The organism is Cupriavidus sp. GW822-FHT03E04 (assembly GCF_058801495.1).
In genome coordinates this window covers 143,925-165,010 of sequence record NZ_JBXANI010000016.1, presented here as the reverse complement: position 1 = coordinate 165,010, position 21,086 = coordinate 143,925, and the positions used below count along the sequence as shown (strand labels likewise).

At 64.7% G+C, this 21,086-nt stretch carries 21 protein-coding genes and 1 tRNA gene; 15 read left to right on the top strand and 7 right to left on the bottom strand.

What is annotated here, in order from left to right:
* The first annotated feature begins 23 nt into the window (after positions 1–23).
* The 8 genes from lptB to AC1RQC_RS23885 all read left to right on the top strand — a co-directional run bounded on the left by lptB (position 24) and on the right by AC1RQC_RS23885 (position 6,960).
* Positions 24–809: an LPS export ABC transporter ATP-binding protein gene (gene lptB, locus AC1RQC_RS23920; protein ID WP_150991814.1), complete on the top strand. Its 786-nt coding sequence runs from the start codon at positions 24–26 to the stop codon at positions 807–809.
* 135 nt (positions 810–944) lie between these two features.
* Entirely contained in the window at positions 945–2,420 is a 1,476-nt protein-coding gene (locus AC1RQC_RS23915; RefSeq protein WP_043343436.1) for an RNA polymerase factor sigma-54, read from the top strand.
* 49 nt (positions 2,421–2,469) lie between these two features.
* Positions 2,470–2,820 carry a ribosome hibernation-promoting factor, HPF/YfiA family gene (gene hpf / locus AC1RQC_RS23910; RefSeq protein WP_006159435.1) on the top strand — a complete coding sequence of 117 codons (351 nt, stop codon included), beginning with the start codon at positions 2,470–2,472 and terminating at the stop codon, positions 2,818–2,820.
* Positions 2,821–3,204: 384 nt separating this feature from the next.
* Positions 3,205–3,660: a PTS IIA-like nitrogen regulatory protein PtsN gene (ptsN, locus tag AC1RQC_RS23905; protein WP_006159436.1), complete on the top strand. Its 456-nt coding sequence runs from the start codon at positions 3,205–3,207 to the stop codon at positions 3,658–3,660.
* A gap of 35 nt (positions 3,661–3,695) precedes the next feature.
* Positions 3,696–4,667 carry an HPr(Ser) kinase/phosphatase gene (gene hprK, locus AC1RQC_RS23900; protein ID WP_006159437.1) on the top strand — a complete coding sequence of 324 codons (972 nt, stop codon included), beginning with the start codon at positions 3,696–3,698 and terminating at the stop codon, positions 4,665–4,667.
* Positions 4,668–4,855: 188 nt separating this feature from the next.
* Positions 4,856–5,179: a PsiF family protein gene (locus AC1RQC_RS23895; protein ID WP_459570989.1), complete on the top strand. Its 324-nt coding sequence runs from the start codon at positions 4,856–4,858 to the stop codon at positions 5,177–5,179.
* Between the two features lie 119 nt (positions 5,180–5,298).
* Entirely contained in the window at positions 5,299–6,216 is a 918-nt protein-coding gene (gene rapZ / locus AC1RQC_RS23890) for an RNase adapter RapZ (RefSeq protein ID WP_492375323.1), read from the top strand.
* 66 nt (positions 6,217–6,282) lie between these two features.
* A complete protein-coding gene (locus tag AC1RQC_RS23885) occupies positions 6,283–6,960 on the top strand; it encodes an LON peptidase substrate-binding domain-containing protein (protein ID WP_492375322.1) in 678 nt (225 codons plus the stop codon).
* A 6-nt stretch (positions 6,961–6,966) separates the two neighbouring features.
* Here the strand turns inward: AC1RQC_RS23885 and mutY are convergent, their stop codons facing one another.
* From mutY to mutM, 3 genes are all read right to left on the bottom strand, one after another.
* Positions 6,967–8,136, bottom strand: coding sequence for an A/G-specific adenine glycosylase (gene mutY / locus AC1RQC_RS23880; protein WP_492375321.1), 1,170 nt, complete (start codon positions 8,134–8,136; stop codon positions 6,967–6,969).
* 123 nt (positions 8,137–8,259) lie between these two features.
* Complete coding sequence (locus AC1RQC_RS23875; RefSeq protein WP_492375320.1) at positions 8,260–10,203, bottom strand: dynamin family protein; 1,944 nt, start codon at positions 10,201–10,203, stop codon at positions 8,260–8,262.
* 284 nt (positions 10,204–10,487) lie between these two features.
* The gene (mutM, locus tag AC1RQC_RS23870) at positions 10,488–11,369 is read right to left on the bottom strand and encodes a bifunctional DNA-formamidopyrimidine glycosylase/DNA-(apurinic or apyrimidinic site) lyase (protein WP_459372766.1); all 882 of its coding nucleotides are present in this window, start codon (positions 11,367–11,369) and stop codon (positions 10,488–10,490) included.
* Positions 11,370–11,510: 141 nt separating this feature from the next.
* Here mutM and AC1RQC_RS23865 point away from each other — a divergent pair, with 141 nt between their 5' ends.
* The 7 genes from AC1RQC_RS23865 (at position 11,511) to pth (ending at position 17,858) form a co-directional block, all read left to right on the top strand.
* Positions 11,511–13,394: a tetratricopeptide repeat protein gene (locus AC1RQC_RS23865; RefSeq protein ID WP_492810489.1), complete on the top strand. Its 1,884-nt coding sequence runs from the start codon at positions 11,511–11,513 to the stop codon at positions 13,392–13,394.
* Between the two features lie 119 nt (positions 13,395–13,513).
* Positions 13,514–14,134 (top strand): lipoprotein insertase outer membrane protein LolB, encoded by a 621-nt coding sequence (gene lolB, locus AC1RQC_RS23860; protein ID WP_492375317.1) that lies wholly within the window; start codon positions 13,514–13,516, stop codon positions 14,132–14,134.
* Positions 14,131–15,009, top strand: a complete 879-nt coding sequence (gene ispE / locus AC1RQC_RS23855) for a 4-(cytidine 5'-diphospho)-2-C-methyl-D-erythritol kinase (protein WP_492828752.1) — start codon at positions 14,131–14,133, stop codon at positions 15,007–15,009. Before lolB ends, ispE begins: the two co-directional genes overlap by 4 nt.
* Positions 15,010–15,069: 60 nt before the next feature.
* Positions 15,070–15,146 (top strand) — tRNA-Gln (locus AC1RQC_RS23850).
* A 96-nt stretch (positions 15,147–15,242) separates the two neighbouring features.
* Complete coding sequence (locus tag AC1RQC_RS23845; protein WP_017229695.1) at positions 15,243–16,196, top strand: ribose-phosphate pyrophosphokinase; 954 nt, start codon at positions 15,243–15,245, stop codon at positions 16,194–16,196.
* Positions 16,197–16,317: 121 nt separating this feature from the next.
* On the top strand, positions 16,318–16,920 hold the full coding sequence (locus AC1RQC_RS23840; protein ID WP_150991842.1) for a 50S ribosomal protein L25/general stress protein Ctc: 603 nt from the start codon (positions 16,318–16,320) through the stop codon (positions 16,918–16,920).
* A gap of 344 nt (positions 16,921–17,264) precedes the next feature.
* Entirely contained in the window at positions 17,265–17,858 is a 594-nt protein-coding gene (gene pth, locus AC1RQC_RS23835; RefSeq protein ID WP_043343405.1) for an aminoacyl-tRNA hydrolase, read from the top strand.
* A gap of 99 nt (positions 17,859–17,957) precedes the next feature.
* Here pth and AC1RQC_RS23830 read toward each other — a convergent pair whose 3' ends face one another.
* The 4 genes from AC1RQC_RS23830 to AC1RQC_RS23815 all read right to left on the bottom strand — a co-directional run bounded on the left by AC1RQC_RS23830 (position 17,958) and on the right by AC1RQC_RS23815 (position 21,062).
* Positions 17,958–18,218, bottom strand: coding sequence for a YfhL family 4Fe-4S dicluster ferredoxin (locus AC1RQC_RS23830; RefSeq protein WP_150991846.1), 261 nt, complete (start codon positions 18,216–18,218; stop codon positions 17,958–17,960).
* A 69-nt stretch (positions 18,219–18,287) separates the two neighbouring features.
* Positions 18,288–18,776: a pantetheine-phosphate adenylyltransferase gene (gene coaD / locus AC1RQC_RS23825; protein ID WP_043343402.1), complete on the bottom strand. Its 489-nt coding sequence runs from the start codon at positions 18,774–18,776 to the stop codon at positions 18,288–18,290.
* Between the two features lie 217 nt (positions 18,777–18,993).
* Positions 18,994–19,623 carry a 16S rRNA (guanine(966)-N(2))-methyltransferase RsmD gene (gene rsmD / locus AC1RQC_RS23820; RefSeq protein ID WP_183032820.1) on the bottom strand — a complete coding sequence of 210 codons (630 nt, stop codon included), beginning with the start codon at positions 19,621–19,623 and terminating at the stop codon, positions 18,994–18,996.
* A 77-nt stretch (positions 19,624–19,700) separates the two neighbouring features.
* Entirely contained in the window at positions 19,701–21,062 is a 1,362-nt protein-coding gene (locus AC1RQC_RS23815) for a M16 family metallopeptidase (protein ID WP_492810481.1), read from the bottom strand.
* Positions 21,063–21,086: the final 24 nt, after the last annotated feature.

The following is a 21,086-nucleotide window of genomic DNA, read 5'->3' as shown; positions in this document are numbered from 1 at the left end:
CCACGGATTCTGACTTCACCTTCATGACCGCTACCCAAACCGCACCGTCCCAGCCCGCCACCCTGAAGGACAGCAGCACGCTGGTCGTGCGCCACCTGAAGAAGCGCTACGGCTCGCGCACCGTGGTCAAGGACGTGTCGCTCGACGTGAAGAGCGGCGAGGTGGTCGGCTTGCTGGGCCCCAACGGCGCGGGCAAGACCACGTCGTTCTACATGATCGTGGGGCTGGTGGCGCTGGACGAAGGCGATATCGTGCTCGACGACAAACACATCAGCGGCCTGGCCATCCATGAGCGAGCACGCATGGGCCTGTCCTACCTGCCGCAGGAAGCCTCCGTGTTCCGCAAGCTCAATGTGCAGGAAAACATCCGCGCAGTGCTGGAGCTGCAGCTCAACGATGGCAAACCCCTGGGCAAGGCCGAGATCGAGCGCCGGCTGGACACCCTGCTGGATGACCTGCAGATTGCCCACCTGCGCGACAACCCGGCGCTGTCGCTGTCCGGCGGCGAGCGCCGCCGCGTGGAAATCGCCCGCGCGCTGGCCTCCGCGCCGCGCTTCATCCTGCTCGACGAGCCCTTCGCCGGCGTCGACCCGATCGCGGTTGGCGAAATCCAGCGCATCGTCAGCTTCCTCAAGGCACGCAATATCGGCGTGCTGATCACCGACCACAACGTGCGCGAGACGCTAGGCATCTGCGACCACGCCTACATCATCAGCGAAGGCGCGGTGCTGGCGTCCGGGCAGCCTGAGGACATCATCGCCAACGAGTCGGTGCGCAAGGTCTACCTGGGCGAGAACTTCCGCATGTAAGGGCGCGCGGCGCCTGCCGCGCATCGCCCCCCGGGCGGCTTCGGTGTCGCCTTTTATCCTTCAAACGATCATAGCGACACCAGCGATAGCAATTTCCGTTCCATCAGTACGGAAGTTGGGCATAAAATAGGTCGCATGAAACCGTCGCTACAGCTCCGCCTCTCGCAGCATCTCGCGCTTACGCCGCAACTCCAGCAGTCGATCCGGCTGCTGCAACTGTCCACGCTTGAACTGCAGCAGGAAGTGGAACAGGCGCTGACCGAGAACCCCTTGCTCGAGCGTGAGAACGACTGGCTGGACAGCCCGTTGCGCGTGTCTTCGGACGGCTCGGTGAACCTGCAGAGCGCGCCCGCGCCAGCGCCCGCCGATGGCCAGGGCACCAGCGAGAACCGCCCCGATGGCGCGCCCGAAGCCGACGACAGCTACTCTGACAGCAATGAGGATTACGGCAGCGACTGGAGCCTGGACGACTTCGCCCGCCGCCCGCAAGGCGAAGACGACGAAAAAACCCCGATGCAGCTGCGCGACGCCGAGCCCACGCTGCGTGAACACCTCATGGAACAGCTGGCGCCGCTCAAGATTTCCCTGCGCGACAAAGGGCTGGCTATCTTCCTGGTCGAGTCCCTGGACGATGACGGCTACCTGAGCACCACGCTCGAGGAAATCTGCAGCGAGCTGCCGGAGGAGCTCGAGTTCGAGGTCGACGAGATCCAGGCTGTGCTCACGCTGCTGCAGAGCTTCGATCCGCCGGGCGTCGGGGCACGCAACGCCGCCGAGTGCCTGGCGCTGCAATTGCGCAGGCTCAAGCATCCGCAGCGCGAACTGGCGCTGAGCATCGTCACCAACCACCTCGAGCTGCTGGCGGTGCGCGATTACACGCGCCTTAAAAAGGCGCTGCAAGTGGACGAACCGGAACTCAAGGCCGCACATGAACTGATCCGCTCGCTCGCGCCCTATCCCGGCCATGCCTACAGCCGGCCAGAAGCGGACTTCGTGGTGCCTGATGTTTTTGTTCGAAAATTGAGCGGCGGATGGATCGCCCACCTCAACCCGGATGTGATGCCGCGGCTACGCATCAACGACATGTACGCGCAGATTTTGCGCGGTGCAAAAGGCGATGCAGGCGCGGCCGGACTGCAGCAAAAGCTGCAGGAAGCACGCTGGTTGATCAAGAATATCCAGCAAAGGTTCGACACGATATTGCGCGTCGCACAAGCCATTGTCGAACGTCAAAAGAACTTCTTCACCCACGGTGAAATTGCGATGCGCCCCTTGGTTTTGCGGGAGATTGCCGATACACTGGGTTTACACGAGTCCACCATCTCTCGGGTGACTACCAATAAATACATGGCAACGCCGATGGGGACTTTCGAGCTGAAGTATTTTTTTGGCTCTCACGTATCCACAGAAACCGGCGGCGCGGCCTCATCAACGGCAATCCGTGCGTTGATCAAGCAATTGATAGGAGCCGAAGACGCTAGGAACCCCTTGTCCGATAGCCGGATTGCCGAATTGCTCGGCGAGCAAGGCTTTGTGGTAGCACGGCGTACCGTTGCCAAATACCGCGAAGCGCTCAAGATTCCCGCGGTCAATCTCCGTAAGACTTTGTAGCCGAGCTGCATCGCCTGCCTGATGCAGCTCTTTCAGAAGGAGAAACGCTATGAACTTCAAGATCAGTGGACACCACTTGGACATCACGCCCCCTCTGCGTGAGTACGTGGAAACGAAACTGGAGCGTATCGTCAGGCATTTCGATCAAGTCATTGGCGTAAGTGTGCTGCTCTCTGTCGACAATACAAAAGAAAAGGACCGGCGGCAGTACGCGGAAATCAATCTACATCTCAAGGGCAAGGACATCTTTGTCGAAGCGCATCATGAAGACCTGTATGCCGCTATCGACGCACTGGTCGACAAGCTCGACCGGCAGGTGATTCGCCACAAGGATCGCGTGCAGAGCCACGACCGTGAAGCGGTCAAGTATCAGATGGCCGCATCGCAGATGCAGCAATGACCGTGCCTGGCGGCCCACATACCGGGCCGTCGGTGTCAGTCCCTTGAAAAATGGAATCAAGCCGCGCCCAGAGCGCGGCTTTTTCGTTGCAGCCTACCCGATCGGGCCACACAGGGGATTCCGCAACGCATATGTACCAGTGTATGCTGTGCAATACATGGTTGACCGGCCTAGCCATTCCGGTGCATGCAGCACCGCTTGAGCGCATCGGCTATTGCAATGCACAAAGCGGAAGCGGGCCTGCTCTATAATGGCCAGACGCCCGACACCGGCATGGGGGGACACCCGGTGGAAACCTCGGGCCTTGGTTTTTTTACCTCTTTCCGCCCGGTGGGACGCCTCCTGGCCCCGGGCCTGCTTACTAGAAAACCCTGCGCATTCCACATGAATCGTTTGGCTAAATTGCTGCCACCCGGCAACATCAACCTCGACGTCAGCGTCACCAGCAAGAAGCGCGTGTTCGAACAGGCCGGGCTCCTCTTCGAGAACAACCATGGCGTAGCGCGCGCGACCGTGACCGACAACCTGTTCGCCCGCGAGTCGCTCGGGTCCACCGGCCTGGGCGCGGGGGTTGCGATCCCCCACGGCCGCATCAAGGGACTGAAGCAGCCACTGGCCGCCTTCATGCGCCTGGCCGAGCCGATCCCCTTCGAGTCGCCCGACGGCAAGCCGGTCGCGCTGCTGATCTTCCTGCTGGTGCCCGAACAGGCCACCCAGCAGCATCTGGAAATTCTCTCCGAGATCGCCCAGTTGCTGTCCGACCGCGAGATGCGCGAAGGACTGGCTACCCTGCCCACCCCCGACGACGTGCACCAGTTGCTGACGCAATGGCACCCTTGATCCGGCACTGAAAGCCCGTCCCTGAAAGCACCCGAATGGAACTCACTGGCGTCACCTCGCAGTCGATCTTCGACGACAACGCAGCCGATATCAAACTCTCCTGGGTAGCAGGACTGGAGGGCGCGGACCGGGCCTTCGATGTCGAGTTCGCGCGTGAAGCCACGTCCGCGGCCGATCTCGTCGGCCACTTGAACCTGATCCACCCGAACCGGATCCAGGTGCTGGGCAAGCCCGAAATCACGTATTACCAGCGCCTCGATGACGAGATGCGCAAGCGCCAGATGGGCGAGCTGATCCTGCTGGAGCCGCCGTTCCTGGTGATCGCCGACGGCATGGAGCCGCCGCCCGACCTGGAACTGCGCTGCACGCGCTCGTCCACACCGCTGTTCACCACGCCGGTGTCTTCGGCCGCGGTGATCGACCACCTGCGCCTCTATCTGTCGCGCATTTCCGCGCCGCGCGTGACCATGCACGGCGTATTCCTCGACATCCTCGGCATGGGTGTGCTGGTGATGGGCGAATCCGGCCTGGGCAAGAGCGAGCTCGGCCTGGAACTGATCTCGCGCGGACATGGGCTGGTCGCGGACGATGCCGTCGATTTCGTGCGCCTCGGGCCGGACTTCATCGAGGGCCGCTGCCCGCCGCTGCTGCAGAACCTGCTGGAAGTGCGCGGCCTGGGCCTGCTCGACATCAAGACCATCTTTGGCGAGACTGCGGTACGCCGCAAGATGAAGCTTAAGCTGGTGGTGCAACTGGTTCGCCGCAACGATGGCGAATTCGAGCGCCTGCCGCTGGACTCCCAGTATCTCGACGTGCTCGGCCTGCCCATCCACATGGTCAAGATCCAGGTGGCGGCCGGCCGAAATCTCGCCGTGCTGGTCGAGGCCGCCGTGCGCAACACCATCCTGCGCCTGCGCGGCATCGACACGCTGCGCGACTTCATGGACCGCCAGCGCGCCGCGATGCAGGCCGATGTCGCATCGCGGGGTCAGGGCCGGCTACTCTAGGTTTGGCGGGCCCACGCCATGCGACCACGACGGGGCCGTTTTCAATTGCTTACATCCGGCCGCGCTTCGATGGTCAACGCGATTGGGGCATAGGCCGTTTTGTGCAGTAATGGGCATTGGGCCCAGCCCGGAGTTGCCGAGCCGACAGGCCAGCAGCCATGAAGTTTTCCACAGCCAGGAGAGCAAGCATGAAAAAATTGATCGCGATGTGCGTGCTGGTAGCCCCGCTTTTTGCCACCGGCGCCTTCGCCCAGAATGCACCGGCCGCTGCACCCGCGGCACCGGCGGCACCTAACACCCAGCAGGACAAGATGAAGGCTTGCAACACGCAGGCCACCGGCAAGAAGGGCGATGAGCGCAAGGCCTTCATGAGCAATTGCCTGTCCAATAAGCCCGCGGCCGCACCCGCCAAGAACAGCCAGCAGGAAAAGATGAAGACCTGCAACGCCCAGGCCACCGGCAAGAAGGGCGACGAGCGCAAGGCCTTCATGAGCGACTGCTTGTCCAAGTAAGCTACCGGCATCACTTGCGGCGCGGACGTGTAAAAATGGCGAACCTCTTCGGTTCGCCATTTTTTCTGGCACGGCGCCGTCATGACGGCGTCATCACCTGATGTTATGCTTGTCGTGCTATGCGCATCATACTTATCACCGGGATCTCCGGCTCCGGCAAATCCGTTGCCTTGAACGTACTGGAAGACGCGGGCTACTACTGCGTCGACAACCTGCCGGCGCAGTTTATCCCGGAGTTGGCCCAGTACCTGGCGGCGCAGGGCTACACCCATCTGGGCGTCGCCACCGATATCCGTAGCCGTGAATCGCTGGACGAGCTGCCCGGCACGCTGCGCGACCTCGCCTCCGAACACCAGGTCCGGGTGGTCTTCCTGACCGCCAATACCGATGCGCTGGTGCAGCGTTATTCCGAGACGAGACGGCGCCATCCGCTGTCGATGCGCGCAGCCATGGCTGGCCTCTCGGCCAATCCCAGGAACGAGAATCTCGCCGATAGTGCCGCCGAGACCGCACTCAACGACACCTCGCTGATCGAGGCCATCGAGATGGAGCGCGAGCTCCTGAGCCCGCTGGCGGAGGCTGCGCACCGCATCGACACCAGCAATGTGCGCACCAATACATTGCGCGCGTGGATCAAGGAATTCGTGCGCGGCGATGACCTCAAGCTCACATTGCTGTTCGAGTCGTTCGGCTTCAAGCACGGCGTGCCCAGCGACGCCGACCTGGTGTTCGACGTGCGCTCGCTGCCCAACCCCTACTACGACCTGGCACTGCGCCCACTGACCGGCCGCGACGAGCCCGTGATCGACTTTCTGCAGAGCCAGCCGATGGTGCTGGCCATGGCCGAGGACATACGCGCCTATGTGGAAAAGTGGCTGCCAAGTTTCATCGCTGACAATCGCAGTTACCTGACCGTCGCAATCGGTTGCACTGGGGGGCAGCATCGCTCCGTGTACATCGCGGAAAGACTTGCCAACTATTTTCGCGCCCATGGTAATGTGCTGGTGAGACACCGCGAGCTCGCGCCGGGCGGCTAAACGCCGCACCGCCAGGTTTCGCGGTCAGGCTCGGCAATCCTCGCCCGAAACCTTTGCTGGCTCAGCATGTCCTCACCCGCCACGCCCGGCTCATCCGCATCGTTCGCCGCCCCGCACAGCACCTCGGCGGGGCCTACGTTGGATAGCCTGCCGCTGTTTCCGCTGCATACCGTACTCTTTCCCGATGGGCTGCTGCCACTGCGCGTGTTCGAAGCGCGCTATGTGGACATGGTGCGCGCCTGCATGCGCGATCGCACGCCCTTCGGTGTCTGCCTGATCGCCAGCGGCAATGAGGTCGCCCGCCCGGACGAGCCCACCATGCCCGAGACGATCGGCTGCCTGGCCGACATCATCGACTGCAATATGGAACAACTGGGTGTGCTGCTGATCAGCGCGCGCGGCCGCCAGCGCTTCCGGCTGCTGGGCCACAGCGTGAGCCCGGACGGCTTGCTGGTCGGCCAGGCGGAATTGCTGCCGCCCGACATCATCGACTGCAAGCTCGAACTGCTGGGCGAATGCCTGGCCGTGCTGCGGCGTATCGTTGCCTCGCTCCATGCCGAGCATCCGGGCGAGCTGCCTTTCTGCGAGCCGTTCCTGTGGGATGACCCCAGCTGGGTGGCCAATCGGCTGTGCGAGTTCTTGCCGGTGCCGCTCAAGGCCAAGCAGATGCTGATGGCGCTGCCGGACGCGGGCATGCGGATCGAGATCGTGCATAAATACATGCACCAGCACCACATCCTCTAAGCAACGTTAAAACAATCCCCCTTGGGCTTGCGCCTCCAGCAGCTTGCGCACCGGCGCGGGCGTGCCTACCGCATCCAGATCGTCCAGTGACAGCCAGCGTAGTGCGGGGCCGTTGGCGGCATCGCGCGCGGTGAGGCCGGTGACGTCGACGCGAATGGCACGGATCAGCAGGCGGAAGTGAGTGAAGACGTGGGTGAGCTCGCCGACCATATTGGCCGTGCTGGGATTGCCGAATTCGCGGGCGCGTTCCAGCGCAGCGTCTTCGGCCAGTTCCGCATCGAAGGGCACGGTATCGACCGGCATTTCGGGCAGGCTCCACAGCCCGCCCCAGATGCCGCTGTCCGGGCGCAGTGCGAGCAGGACCTCGCGGCCGCGGCGGACCAGCAGCATCACGGTGCTGCGCTCGGGAATGGCGGCGCGCGGCTTCGGCGTGGGCAGCACGCCGGTCAGCCCGTCGCGGCGCGCCACGCAGTCGCCGGCCAGCGGGCACGACGCGGCGGCGGCGAGGCAGGCTGGCTTGCCGCGCGAACAGACAGTGGAGCCAAGGTCCATCACGCCCTGGGTGTAGGACACCATGTCCTCGGCTTGCGCCGGCCCCTTGGCGGGCAGGACCGCATCGGCAAGCTGCCACATGCGATTCTCCACCGCCTTGACGCCGGGATGGCCATGGATGCCAAAGAACCTGGCAAAGACGCGCTTGACGTTGCCATCCAGGATCGGCGAGCGCACGCCGGCGCTGAACGCGGCCACGGCTGCCGCGGTGGAGCGGCCGATGCCGGGCAGCGTCACCAGCACCTCGGGGTCGGTCGGGAACACACCGCCATGCTCGCTCATCACGGCCTTGGCGCAGCGGTGCAGGTTGCGCGCGCGCGAGTAGTAGCCAAGCCCGGCCCACAGCGCCATCACCTCATCCGCGCTGGCCTCGGCCAATGCGGCCACGGTTGGCAGCCGGCCGACGAAACGCTGGAAATACTCGATCACCGCACTGACCTGGGTCTGCTGCAGCATGATCTCGGACAGCCAGATACGGTAAGGGTCGCGGGTGTTCTGCCACGGCAGGTCATGGCGCCCGTGCAAGCGCTGCCAGCCCACCACGCGCGCGGCGAAATCGGCAGGAACCACGGCGGGGGAAAGATCGGATGAAACGGCAGGAGAAGCAGCGGGCTTGCGGGGCATCGGGTACGTGACGGGTAAGGCAACACAGCAACAGCGCCGGAAGCGGCGGCGCGTCATGATACCGCCTCGCCGCCACCAGCCCTCGCCACCTGCATTCGCCGCCGGACTTGCGCCGGCCGCGCTTCAGGCCGCGAACGCCCTGGGCTGCCCCTCGTTGGCGTCCGGCTGCAGAATCTGCCTGGAGAAGGATTCGATGCGCCCGCTGCGATCATCCAGGCCGTTGAGCACTTCCTCGAGCTGCGCGATGCGGCTCTCGAGCGTGTCGGTGGCCTCGTGGATGCGCTCGATCGAATCGACCCGGCGGCGCAACTGTTTCTGGTGCTCGCGCACCTGCGCCTCCAGCGGCGTCATCACCGACTTGAGCCAGATCTCGATATCGCGGTTCAGATCGCGGAAGGTTTCCAGCACGCGGGTGGCGATGGTGGAAAACGCGCTCTGCACCAGCTGCGGGCGCGAGCGCGTGAGCATGTTCATGGCGCCGAAGTGCGTGTGGGCCAACGCCAGCGTCTGCTGCAATTCGCTGACGTAGCGCGCGGTGACGAACTGGATCGGCGCAGGCAGCGTAAAGCCATGTTCGGCATTGAAGCGGCGGTACATGCTGTCGGTGAGCTGGTGGAGCTGGGCGATCTTCTGGTCCGCCTCGCTGACCAGTTCGCCAAGCCGCGCGAACAAGGCGTCCATGTCCTCGCGCATGCCGCGCGAGAAGAAACGCTCCTTCATCTGCTCGCGGCGCTCGCGCATGGTGCGGCGCACGTCGCGCAGCTGCAGGCTCTTGATGATGTCCGCGCTATGGCGCCCGAACACCAGCCGCAGCGCCTGGAACTTGGCGATGCTCTGCTCGAACTCTTCTTTCTCCGACTGCACGCGCATCAGCATGTGCTTGACCATCGCGTGGTTCTTGCCGCGCAGCCCGCGCAGCTCGAACAACTGCTCGACGATGCTGCGGCGGCGGCTTTGCAGCAGTTGCTGCGCGCCGCGCGCCATCTCCTCCACCGAGCGCTGCACCTGGTCGGCGACGATCTCGCGCCGCTGCGGGATCAGCTGGTCAGACAGCACGTGCTCGAATTGCGGCAGGCCGCTGCGCGCCAGCAAGTCGTCGTCGTTGGTGACCTTGGCCACCAGGCCCTTCTGCGCCGACACCGGGTAGACGCGCGACTCGTCGATGCCCAGCACATGAGCGCTGGTGGTGACCTGGCGCGTGATCTCGGCCGCGGTCTCGGCCGGCGACTTGAGCGGGTCCCACAGGCCGTCGATCTTGTTGAGCACCGCCAGGCACCCCTTGCGGTGGCCTGCGCTCACATGGCTGCGCCAGAGGTCGAGGTCGCTCTTGGTCACGCCGGCGTCGGCCGCCAGCATGAACACCACGACATGCGCATCCGGGATCAGGCGCAGCGTCAGCTCGGGCTCGGTGCCGATCGCGTTGAGGCCCGGCGTGTCGAGGATGACCAGGCCCTGGCGCAACAGCGGATGCGGGAAGTTGATGACCGCGTGGCGCCAGCGGGAAATCTCGACCATGCCGTCGGCATCGAGCGCGTAGGCGGCGTCGGGATCGTTCTCGTTGTACAGGCCAAGCGACTCGGCCATCTCGCGCGTGACACGGTTGGTCTCGACCACGTGCCGGAACGCATCCAGCATGCCATCGGGCGACGAGGGGTCGAGCGGCACGGTGTGCCAGTGCGCATCGACGTCAAGGAAATCGGCGGTGGAGGCTTCCTGCAGGCGCGTCTCGATCGGCAGCAGCCGGATGCACGGCGCCTCGGCTTCGTCGTAGCGCAGCTCGGTCGGGCACATTGTGGTGCGCCCGGCGGAAGACGGCAGGATGCGACGGCCGTAGTCGGCAAAGAAAATCGCGTTGATCAGCTCGCTCTTGCCCCGCGAGAATTCCGCGATGAACGCCACCTTGAGCCGGTCGCTCTTGAGCACGCCCTGGATGCGCTGGACGCGTTCGTCGGCCTGGGCGTCGTAGAGATCGTGCTGCTGCAGCCAGGAGCGGAATTCGGCCAGGGAATGGAGTACCCCGGTTCTCCAGGCGCCGTATTGTTCGAATTGAAGGGCGAGGGTTGTCATTGGCACTGGGATCGGCTTGGCGAAAAGCCCCCGCGACGGCGCTGCAGGCCTGACATCTTGATGTCCGATGGCCGGCACTCGGGCGGTGACATGGTGTCTTTGTAACACTTTTTTACGTATCTTCAAGATACAGGTTTACGGCGGATTTTTGTGAAATTCGAGTCGCCCGCCGCCCTCCCTGTTGCGCCGGGCCATCGGGTTGGCGCCACATTCGCAAGAAGATGGGCAATCATCACTCTCGTACGGCCTGCGCAACGAGAGCCGCAGGCCCGGCGCCGCCGCACTCAACGTTGGCAGCTCGGGCAGTAGAACGTCGAGCGCTGCCCCTGGACGATCTGCCGGATGGTGGTGCCGCAGACCCGGCATGGATGGCCGGCGCGGTCGTACACGGCGCAATCCAGCTGGAAATAGCCACTGCTGCCATCGCTGCCGACAAAGTCGCGCAAAGTGCTGCCGCCGCGCTCGATCGCGCGGGCCAGCGTGTCGCGCACGGCCTCGGCCAGGCGTTCGCAACGCGCCAGAGACAAGCGCCCGGCCGGCGTGGTGGGGCGGATGCCTGCGGCAAACAGGCTTTCCGATGCATAGATATTGCCCACGCCCACCACGATGTCGCCCGCGAGAAGCACGGTCTTGATGGCCGCGCTGCGCCCGCGTCCCAGGCGATAGAGCCAGGCCCCGTCGAAGCGTGGGTCGAAAGGCTCGATGCCGAGCTTGCTCAGCAGCGGATGGGTCGGCAATTGCGACTCTTCGAGCAGGCTCCACAGCACCGCGCCAAAGCGCCTCGGATCGCGAAAGCGCAGCACCAGGCTGGTGGCTGCGCCGGGCTGTGCATCGCCCGCACCGTCGGGGTCGGCAAGGACCAGGTCAAGGTGATCGTGCGTGCCCGGCGGCGGCGCCTGCGGCAACACCCGCAACGTGCCGGTCATGCCAAGGTGGATCAGCAGCCATCCGGGAGCCTCGCCGTCCGGGCGCACGCACTCCAGCAGCAGGTATTTGCCACGCCGCTCGATGCGCGCGATCACCCGCCCGGCCAGTTGCGACTCCAGATCCGGCTCGACCGGCCAGCGCAGGCCGCGATGGCGCACCACCACTTCGGCAATGCGCCGCCCAACCACATGCGGCAGCAAGCCGCGCCGGGTCACTTCGACCTCCGGCAACTCAGGCATCGAACCTCTCCCTTTTGTGCCACTCAAACCGCCAGAGACCCCAGCCGTGCCGGTGCCATGCGGATAAGCAAAGCATTGTAGCGGCAGGCTACAATGCCTTTACCTTCCCCATCGCCTTTGAGTGCTGGAGCACCCACCCACATGTCGGACCGCCTGGACCGTACCCCGATGACCACCGCTCAACTTCTCTTCCCCCGGCGGCCGCTGCGTCACAGGCTCGCGGCCACGGCTGCCGCCGCGGTGGCAGTCTGCGCCCTGGCGCCGCTCGCCAGCCACGCCGCGCCCGCGGACGGCAAGCCCGCGATGAAGGTCGCCGCGGAGGCCACCACGCCAATCCGCTCGAACCCGCTGCCACCGAAGATGCCCCTGCCGGCGGTGCCACTGACCGCGGACATCCTCTACCGCGTGCTGGCCGCTGAAATCTCCGCCCAGCGCGGCGTGGTCGGCCCCGCGTACCAGACGTACCTGGAGCTGGCGCGCAATACGCACGACCCGCGCTTTGCCCAGCGCGCCACCGAGATCGCGTTCAATGCCCGCAGCGCCCAGCAAGCGCTTGACGCCGCGCGGCTGTGGACAGAGCTTGCGCCCACCTCCGCCGGCGCGCGGCAAGTGCTGTCGACCCTGCTGGTCCTGAGCGGCCGATGGGACGAAGCCGAACCCCTGCTGGCCCTGCAGCTCAATGGCGTGCCGCCGAGCCAGCGGCCGGAGGCCATCCTGCAGATGCAGCAGCAGCTTTCGCGCACCAGCGATCCCGCCGGCGCGGCCGCGCTGCTGCAGCGCCTGGTGGCCAACGACCTGAAGTCGGCCGAGACTCACCTTGCCCTCGCGCGCGCCAAGGAAACCGCCAACGATATTCCTGGCGCCCTGGCGGAGCTCGACGAGGCCCAGAAGATCCGTCCCGACTTCGAAGGCGCCGCGCTGATGGCTGCCGAGCTGCGCGCCGACAGCGCGCCGGACCAGGCCATTGCCGGGCTCAAGGCGTTCGTCGACAAGGCCCCGGCCTCGGTCAACGGGCACATCACGCTGGCCCGCCTCTACCTGCAGCAAAACGACCTGCAAGCCGCGCGCTCGGAGTTCGAGACGCTGCGCAAGATTGCGCCGAAGGATCCGCGCGTGCCGCTCGCCCTCGGCCTCACCAGCCTGCAGTCCAAGCGCTACGACGAAGCCGAGCTGTACCTGAAGGAATACCTGCAGCTCGCCGAGCAAGTGCCGGCGGCCAGCCCGGATATCGCCTACCAGTACCTGGCGCAGATCGCCGAGGAAAAGAAGGACTACCCGGCAGCCGTAGCCTGGCTCGACCGCATCGACGACGCCCGCCTCGCGCCGGCTGCAGCCGTCAAGCGCGCGCAGTTGCTAGGCCGCATGGGCAAGCTCGACGACGCCCAGGCGGTATTCAATGACATGCTGGCCGATGCCGAGGATATACCCGAGCCCGACCAGCGCGCGCAGCGCATGACCGCTATCCGCCAGGCCGAAGTTGGCATGCTGATCGACGCCAAGTCCTATGACCGCGCCCGCAAGGTGCTGGATGAACGCGCCGCGGCGGAGCCCGACAACTCGGACTGGGTCTATGAACTCGCCATGCTCGATGAGCGCGAGAAGCGCTACGACAGCATGGAAAAGCTGCTGCGCCGCGTGATCGCCATGCAGCCGGAAGCCAAGCAGGGCTACAACGCGCTGGGCTATTCGCTTGCGGACCGCAACGTGCGCCTGCCCGAGGCCCTCAAGCTGCTGGAAAAGGCCTCCGCGCTGGGTCCGGACGATCCCTACATCATGGATAGCCTGGCCTGGGTCAAGTTCCGCCTGGGCCAGTTGCAGCCGGCCGCCGAACTGCTGCGCAACGCTTACGCCAAGGCACCCGAGGCCGAAATCGGCGCCCACCTCGGCGAGGTGCTGTGGCAACTCGGCCAGCAGGACGAGGCACGCAAGACCTGGACCGAAGCCGCCAAGATCGAGCCGGATAACGTCATCCTGATCGACACCCTGCGCCGCTATAACGTCCCGCTCTCCGCGCTGTCCAAGTAGCATCCTGCCGTACGCAGCCGTCACGCGGCATTCCGATCACCCGCAATCATCCGCCGCCCGGCCCTCGCGCCGGGCCGGCAGCCCGGCGCCCAGCGGCGCCGGCGCGCACGCCAAACGCCATGCCCAGATCCCGACGCCTTGCCCTGCTCTGCCTGAGCGCCCCCTTATGGCTCGCCGCCTGCGCCAGCATCACGCCCACGCGGCAGTTCGATGCCGGCGAGACCGCCCAGGCTCGCGACCTCAGCGGCCGCTTCGCCGCCAACTACGTGCGCTATGGCCGCGATGAAGGCGTGCAGGGCAGCTTCCAATGGCATGAGCAAGGCCGCAATGTGCGCCTGGACCTGATCTCGCCGCTGGGCCAGACCCTGGCGGTGGTCACCTCCACGCCTTCCGGGGCCACGCTCGACCTGCCCAACCAGCCACCACGCAACGCGCCCGAAGTCGATACCTTGCTGGAGGAAGCACTTGGGTTTTCGCTGCCGGTGGCAGGCCTGCGCGACTGGCTGCACGCGCGCCCCGCACCCGGCAGCCCGGCGCGCACCACGCGTGACGACAGCGGACGGCTGGCCACCCTGGCGCAGAACGGCTGGACCGTGCGCTACGTGGCATGGCAGGAAGCCACGCCCACAACGCCATCCACGCCGGCCACGGCGAGCCCGCGCCGCATCGACCTCGCGCGCGACGGCGCAGCCAACCCGCTCTCGGTACGCCTGGTCATCGATCCGGAGCAAGCACAATGAGCACGGCCCGCACCCTGCCTCCGCCTGCGCTGCGCGACTGCCCGGCGCCCGCCAAGCTGAATCTCTTCCTGCATGTGACCGGACGCCGCGCGGACGGCTACCACACGCTGCAGACGGTTTTCCAACTGGTGGACTGGAACGATACGCTCGACTTTTTCCGCCGCGATGATGGCCGCATCGAGCGCATCAACGACGTGCCGGGCGTACCGGCGCAGAGCGACCTGATCGTGCGCGCCGCGCAGGCCTTGCAGCAAGCTGGCGGCACCCGCTTTGGCGCGGACATCGCCATTGCCAAGCGGCTGCCGATGGGCGGCGGCATCGGCGGCGGCTCATCGGACGCGGCGACCACGCTGCTGGCACTGAATCATCTTTGGGGCCTGGGCCTGGGACGCGACGAACTCAAGCGCATCGGCCTTTCACTAGGTGCCGACGTGCCGTTCTTTGTGCATGGGGAAAACGCGTTCGCGCAAGGGATAGGCGAGGAACTGACGACGGTTGAATTGCCTGAAAGCTGGTTCGTGATCATCCATCCGCGGCAGCATGTTCCGACCGCTGCAATTTTTTCGGACAAGCGCTTGACAAGGGATACGGCGATCACCATAATAGCGGACTTCACTGGATGCACAAACAAGTTCGGTTTCGGTCGCAACGACCTGGAAGCGATAGCAACAGTGAAGTTCGGCGAAGTTGCCCGAGCCCTTGAATGGTTGAGACAGTACAGTCCACATGCAAGGATGACCGGTTCCGGAGCCTGCGTGTTTGCACGATTTAACGACGAGCAAACTGCGCAGCAGGTACTAGACCGGTTGCCTCCCGAATGGGATGGCAGGTGTGCGAAGAGTCTATCGCAACACCCACTCGCAACGCTCGCATAAAGAGTTTTTCGTTCGGCGTCGCATGCAGTTGAATGTGACGATGGACGTACCCGGTTGTGTAGGGGAGTCGCCAAGTTGGTCAAGGCACCGGATTTTGATTCCGGCATTCGAAGGTTCGAATCCTTCTTCCCCTGCCATTACATCCTACAGTGTCCTTACGGACCTGCACGAAAAGCTGCCGGCACTAGCCGGCAGCAATCGTTCCCCCTCCAGTAGCAAGACAGGTGCACCGAATGAGCAGCGAAGGCTTGATGGTTTTTACCGGCAACGCCAACCCCAAACTCGCGGAGGCTGTCGTTCAGCACCTCGGCATCCCGCTCGGGAAGGCCCAGGTCGGTCGGTTCTCCGACGGCGAAGTCCAAGTTGAAATCCAGGAAAATGTTCGCGGCAAGCACGTCATCGTGCTGCAGTCCACCTGCGCGCCGACCAACGACAACCTGATGGAACTGATGGTGATGGTCGATGCGCTCAAGCGCGCTTCGGCACGCAGCATCACTGCCGCCATGCCCTACTTCGGCTATGCCCGCCAGGACCGCCGCCCGCGTTCGGCGCGCGTCGCGATCTCGGCCAAGGTGGTCGCCAACATGCTGGAAGTTGCCGGCGTCGAGCGGGTCCTGACCATGGACCTCCACGCCGACCAGATCCAGGGCTTCTTCGATATCCCGGTTGATAACATCTACGCCTCCCCGGTTCTGCTGGGCGACCTGCGCGAGAAGAACTACGGCAATCTGCTGGTGGTCTCGCCCGACGTCGGCGGCGTGGTGCGCGCCCGTGCGCTGGCCAAGCAGTTGAATTGCGACCTGGCCATCATCGACAAGCGTCGCCCCAAGGCCAACGTGGCCGAGGTGATGAACATCATCGGTGAAGTCGACGGCCGCAACTGCGTGATCATGGATGACATGATCGACACCGGCGGCACCCTGTGCAAGGCGGCCCAGGTGCTCAAGGAACGCGGCGCGCTGAAGGTATTCGCTTACTGTACCCACCCGGTCCTGTCCGGTGGCGCGGCTGCCCGCATCGCCGACTCCGAACTGGATGAAGTGGTGGTGTGCGACACGATTCCGCTGCGCGACGATGCCATCCAGTCCGGCAAGATTCGCCAGCTCTCGACCGCATCGCTGCTGGCAGAGACCTTTACCCGGATCGTCAAGGGCGACTCGATCATGTCGCTGTTTGCCGATTCCTGATAGAATTCAAGGCTTTACCGCGTTTGCGGCTGTTTTTGGGGAGTAAGACCCCTACTACGGCACGTGACGAGGTTCATCGGGCTGTCTGGTCGCGGACAGCCCTCTTACATTTGGAGTCATCATGAAAGTAGTAGCCTTCGAGCGTAGCGTACAGGGAACGGGTGCGAGCCGCCGCCTGCGCAACGCCGGCAAGACCCCCGGCATCATCTATGGCGGCGCAGCCGAACCCAAGATGATCGAACTCGATCACAACGCACTGTTCCACGCGCTGAAGAAAGAAGCATTCCACTCGTCGATTCTCGACCTCGAAGTGGAAGGCAAGGCTGAAAAGGCCCTGCTGCGCGCTTTCCAGATGCACCCGTTCAAGCCGCTGGTCCTGCACGTTGACTTCCAACGCGTGTCGGCCACCGACAAGATCCACGTCAAGGTGCCGCTGCACTTCATGAACCAGGAAAACGCCCCGGGCGTGAAGCTGGGCCATGGCATCGTCAACCACATCCTGAACGAACTGGAAGTGTCGTGCCTGCCGGCCGACCTGCCTGAGTTCATCGAAGTGGACCTGGGCAATGCAGAACTGGGCCAGACCCTGCACCTGTCCGACGTGAAGCTGCCGAAGGGCGTGAGCGCCATCACCCACGGTGACGAAAACCCCGCTATCGCCAGCATCTCGCTGCCGGCCGGCGGCGTGTCGGAAGCTGCCGAAGGCGAAACGCCTGCTGCCTGAGTACCCTGAACGCGGCCTTTGGGCCGTGCAACAGGATGGCTCTCGCAGCCGCAAGAAAAAACCGCCGGCGCGTCCGGCGGTTTTTTTTCGTCCCGAGGTTCGCGTATGCTTGGCTTCTGGCAGCACACCCATGCGCGATGCGAAGCGAGCCGTCAAGGTGTGCCAAGGCCGTATGGCGCGCCTTTTTTGCCTACGTTTTTGGCAAGACAAAAAAGTAGGTCGCCGCCCCGCAGGGGTGGTGAAACTGCAGTTGATTTTGACTTTGCAGTTGTAGTTGCAGCCAAGCCGTTGCCAGCCGCCCCGCGCCTCGTGCGTCGAGCCCCATCAACCAAGAAGTACAACGCATGATCAAACTCATCGTCGGCCTCGGAAACCCCGGGGCGGAATACGAAGCCACGCGCCACAATGCCGGCTTCTGGCTGGTCGACCAGCTGGCCCGCATGGGCGGCGTCACCCTGCGCGTGGAAGGCCGCTTCCACGGGCTGGCAGCGCGTGCCCGGCTGTGGGACCAGGAGATCTGGCTGCTCAAGCCGTCCACCTTCATGAACCGTTCCGGGCTGTCCGTGGTATCGCTCGCGCGCTTCTACAAGATCCTGCCGGACGAGATCGCGGTGGCCCATGACGAGATGGACCTGCCCTCGGGCACCGTCAAGCTCAAGCGTGGCGGTGGCGCGGGCGGCCACAATGGCCTCAAGGACATTTCCGCACACCTGACCACCCAGGACTACTGGCGCCTGCGCATTGGTGTCGGCCATCCGCGCAATTCGGCCGGTGGCGGCGGCGAGCGCGAGGATGTGATCAATTTTGTGCTGAAGCCGCCGCGCCGCGAGGAGCAGCAGGCCATCGACGAGGCCATCGACCGCAGCATCGCACCGCTTGGGTTGCTGGCCAAAGGCGAGTCCGAACGCGCCATGCTGGAACTGCATACGAACCGCTGAAACCGCTGAACGCGCGCGCCCAAACAAAAAGCCCCATCACCGCGAAGGTCATGGGGCTTTTTGTGCTGCGAACTTCGTGCCGCCAGCCGCGGTGGTAGCTCAGGCTGCCCGTTTGGCCGCCGTAAGGAGACGGTAGCGATCCATCAGGATCTCGCGCGTCTCAATGCGGTTGGGATCGTGCGGGATGCAAGCCACAGGGCAAACCTGCTGGCATTGCGGCTCGTCGAAGTGCCCAACGCATTCGGTACATTTGTTGGGGTCGATCTCATAGATCTCGGGCCCCATCGAAATGGCTTCGTTTGGGCACTCCGGCTCACAAACGTCGCAATTGATGCAGTCGTCGGTGATCAATAGTGCCATGGTGTTTCCTTTGAACCCAGCATGTCCCGCGCCCGACTGGCCGCGGCCGACATGTTGCAAGACTCTATCTTATTCCGTTTTGCTGCTGATCTTTTCCGCAAGCCAGCGTTCGACCGAGGGGAACACAAACTTGCTGACATCGCCGCCAAGCACCGCGATCTCGCGCACGAAGGTGCCGGAGATGAACTGGTACTGGTCGGACGGCGTCAGGAACATGGTTTCCACGTCCGGCAGCAGGTAACGGTTCATGCCCGCCATCTGGAACTCGTACTCGAAGTCGGATACCGCGCGCAAACCCCGCACGATCACGCGCGCATTGTTCTTGCGGACAAAATCCTTGAGCAGGCCGGAGAAACCTTCGACGCGCACATTGGGATAGTGGCCCAGGACTTCACGGGCAATGCCTATGCGCTCTTCCAGCGAAAAGAACGGGCGCTTGTTGGGGCTATGCGCCACCCCGACCACGAGCTCATCGAAGATATTGGATGCTCTGCGCACCAGATCCTCGTGGCCCCGGGTCATTGGGTCGAAAGTGCCGGGATAGACCGCGACGACCATGCTTCCTCCTTGTTCTGCCCGCCGCCGGTCCTGGATGGACCGATCGACCCCGCCCACTATGGTGAGGGCTGGAGCCAAGGCTGCGTGACGAGCGTTGGCGACAGCGGCGTAGTGTAACTCTAAACGCGGCACTTGCAAGCCGCCACATCGCGGTTTTGCCGCGCCGCCGCATCTTGCGTTCAGGTGACCGGTCACAATGCTCGCGGCCACTGGCCCTTCAAAGGTTCCTGTGCTGCAGCAAATGGAAGTGCACCGCGCCAGCCCGCGCATGCCGCACGATCTCCAGCGCAGCCGGCACGGGCGCGTCGGGGCCGATCAGGGCGCGATCCGTTTCCACATACACGGCGCCGCCTGGACGTGATAGCCGCGCCGCATGCTCCAGCGCGGGGCCAAGCCAGTCTTCGGCAAAGGGCGGATCGAGGAACACCACGTCGAAGCTGGCCGACGGCATCTGTGCCGCGGTCGCGAATGCATCGCCTTGCACCACCCGGATCTGCTGGGCGTCGAGCCGGTACTGGTTGTCGCGCAGCTGCTTGGCCACGCGCGGATTGGCTTCGACCATGGTGACCTGCTGGGCACCCCGGGAGGCAGCCTCGAAACCCAGTGCGCCGGAGCCGGCAAACAGGTCGAGGCAAGCCAGCCCTGACATGTCCTGTCCAAGCCAGTTGAACAGGGTCTCACGCACGCGGTCAGGGGTGGGACGCAGGCCTTCGGCATCGAGCACGGGCAGCGGCGTGCGCTTCCACTTGCCGCCAATGATGCGGACCTGGGCAGGAGACTGCCGCGGCGAGGGGGATGGGGATCGCCCGCTGGCTGCGGGCGAGGGAGATCGGGTACGCGAATTCATGCCGTGATTGTAGAGCCTGCGGCGCGGAAAAGCGCGGGCGCCGGAAACGCCTCCCGGCGCCCGCGCCTGTCACTGCGTTATTCCGGTCCACCCACGATGACAGTCGCCATGGCGTCCGGGAACACGTGGCGCTGGAAGGCTTCGCGGACCTGGGTACGGGTGACCTTGCCGATCTGGGCGGTCCAGGTGTCAAGGTAGTCCAGCGGCAGCCCATACCAGCCGATATTGGCCACATTGGTCAGCAGCTTGCGATTGCTGTCGATGCGCAGCGGGAAGCCGTTGACCAGATTGTCCTTGGCGGCCTTCAGTTCGGTGTCGGTGGGGCCTTGCGCCACGTACTGCGCCAGCACCTTGCGCACCAGCGCCAGCGCTTCGTTGGTCTGTGCCTTCTTGGTCTGCAAGCCGATGCCGAAGGGCCCTGCCTGCTTGGCCGGCGCGAAGTAGCTGTCGACGCCGTAGGTGAGGCCGCGCTTTTCCCGCACCTCGTCGGTCAGGCGCGAGCTGAAGCCGCCGCCGCCGAGCACGTAGTTGCCCACCAGCAGGGCAAAGTAGTCGGGATCACCACGCGCGATGGCGGGCTGACTGATGGCTACCGTGGCCTGCTGCGCCGGATGCGGCACGCGCTGCTCGCTGGCCGGGATCTTGAGCTGCACGGGGGGCATCGTGGGCGGCGTGGCGCCAGCCGGCAGGCCGCGCGTCAGCTGCTCGGCAATGGTCTCAGCCTGCTTGCGGTCGATGGCGCCGATCAGCGTCAAGACGGCACGCGACGCCGCGAAATTATCCCGCCAGAAGCGCTCGATATCGGCTCGCGTGATCGATTCGACACTGGCCTCGGTCGGCGACACACCATACGGGTGCGACGGATAGATCGCACGCGACACCATCTTGTCGGCGATCACGCCGGGCTTGGTATCGGCCTCGCGGATGGCGGTGATCAGGCGTTGCTTCTCGCGCGCCACCACGGCATCCGGGTAGGACGGCGCCTTGATCAGCTGCCCGGCCAGCGCGAGCGACTGGCTGAGCTCCGGCTCGGAGGTCAGCGTGCGCAGGCCGATGCCGCCGCGATCGCTGCTGGCGGCGCCGCCGAAGTCAGCGCCGGTGTCGGCGAAGGCATCAGCCACCTGCGCTTCATTGCGGGCCGGCTGGCCATCCTGCGCGGCCGCGCCCTTGTCGAGCAGGGCCGAGGCGAGCGTGGCAAGGCCGGCCTTGCCGGCCGGGTCGTAGCGGCTGCCGGCGTCGAAATCCATATTGACGTCGAGCATGGGAATGGACGGGCTGCGCACGAAATACACGCGGGCGCCGGTGGAAGTGGTCCACTGCTCGATCGGGATCGCAGCCAGCGCGGCCTGCGAGGCGATCAGGGCAAGCGCACCGCAAGCCGCGCCTGCCAGGCGGCGCAACAGGCGTGGCGACGGGATCGTCGGGGCAAAGAGAGGCATCTTGGGTCCTGTCCTCTAGAGAGC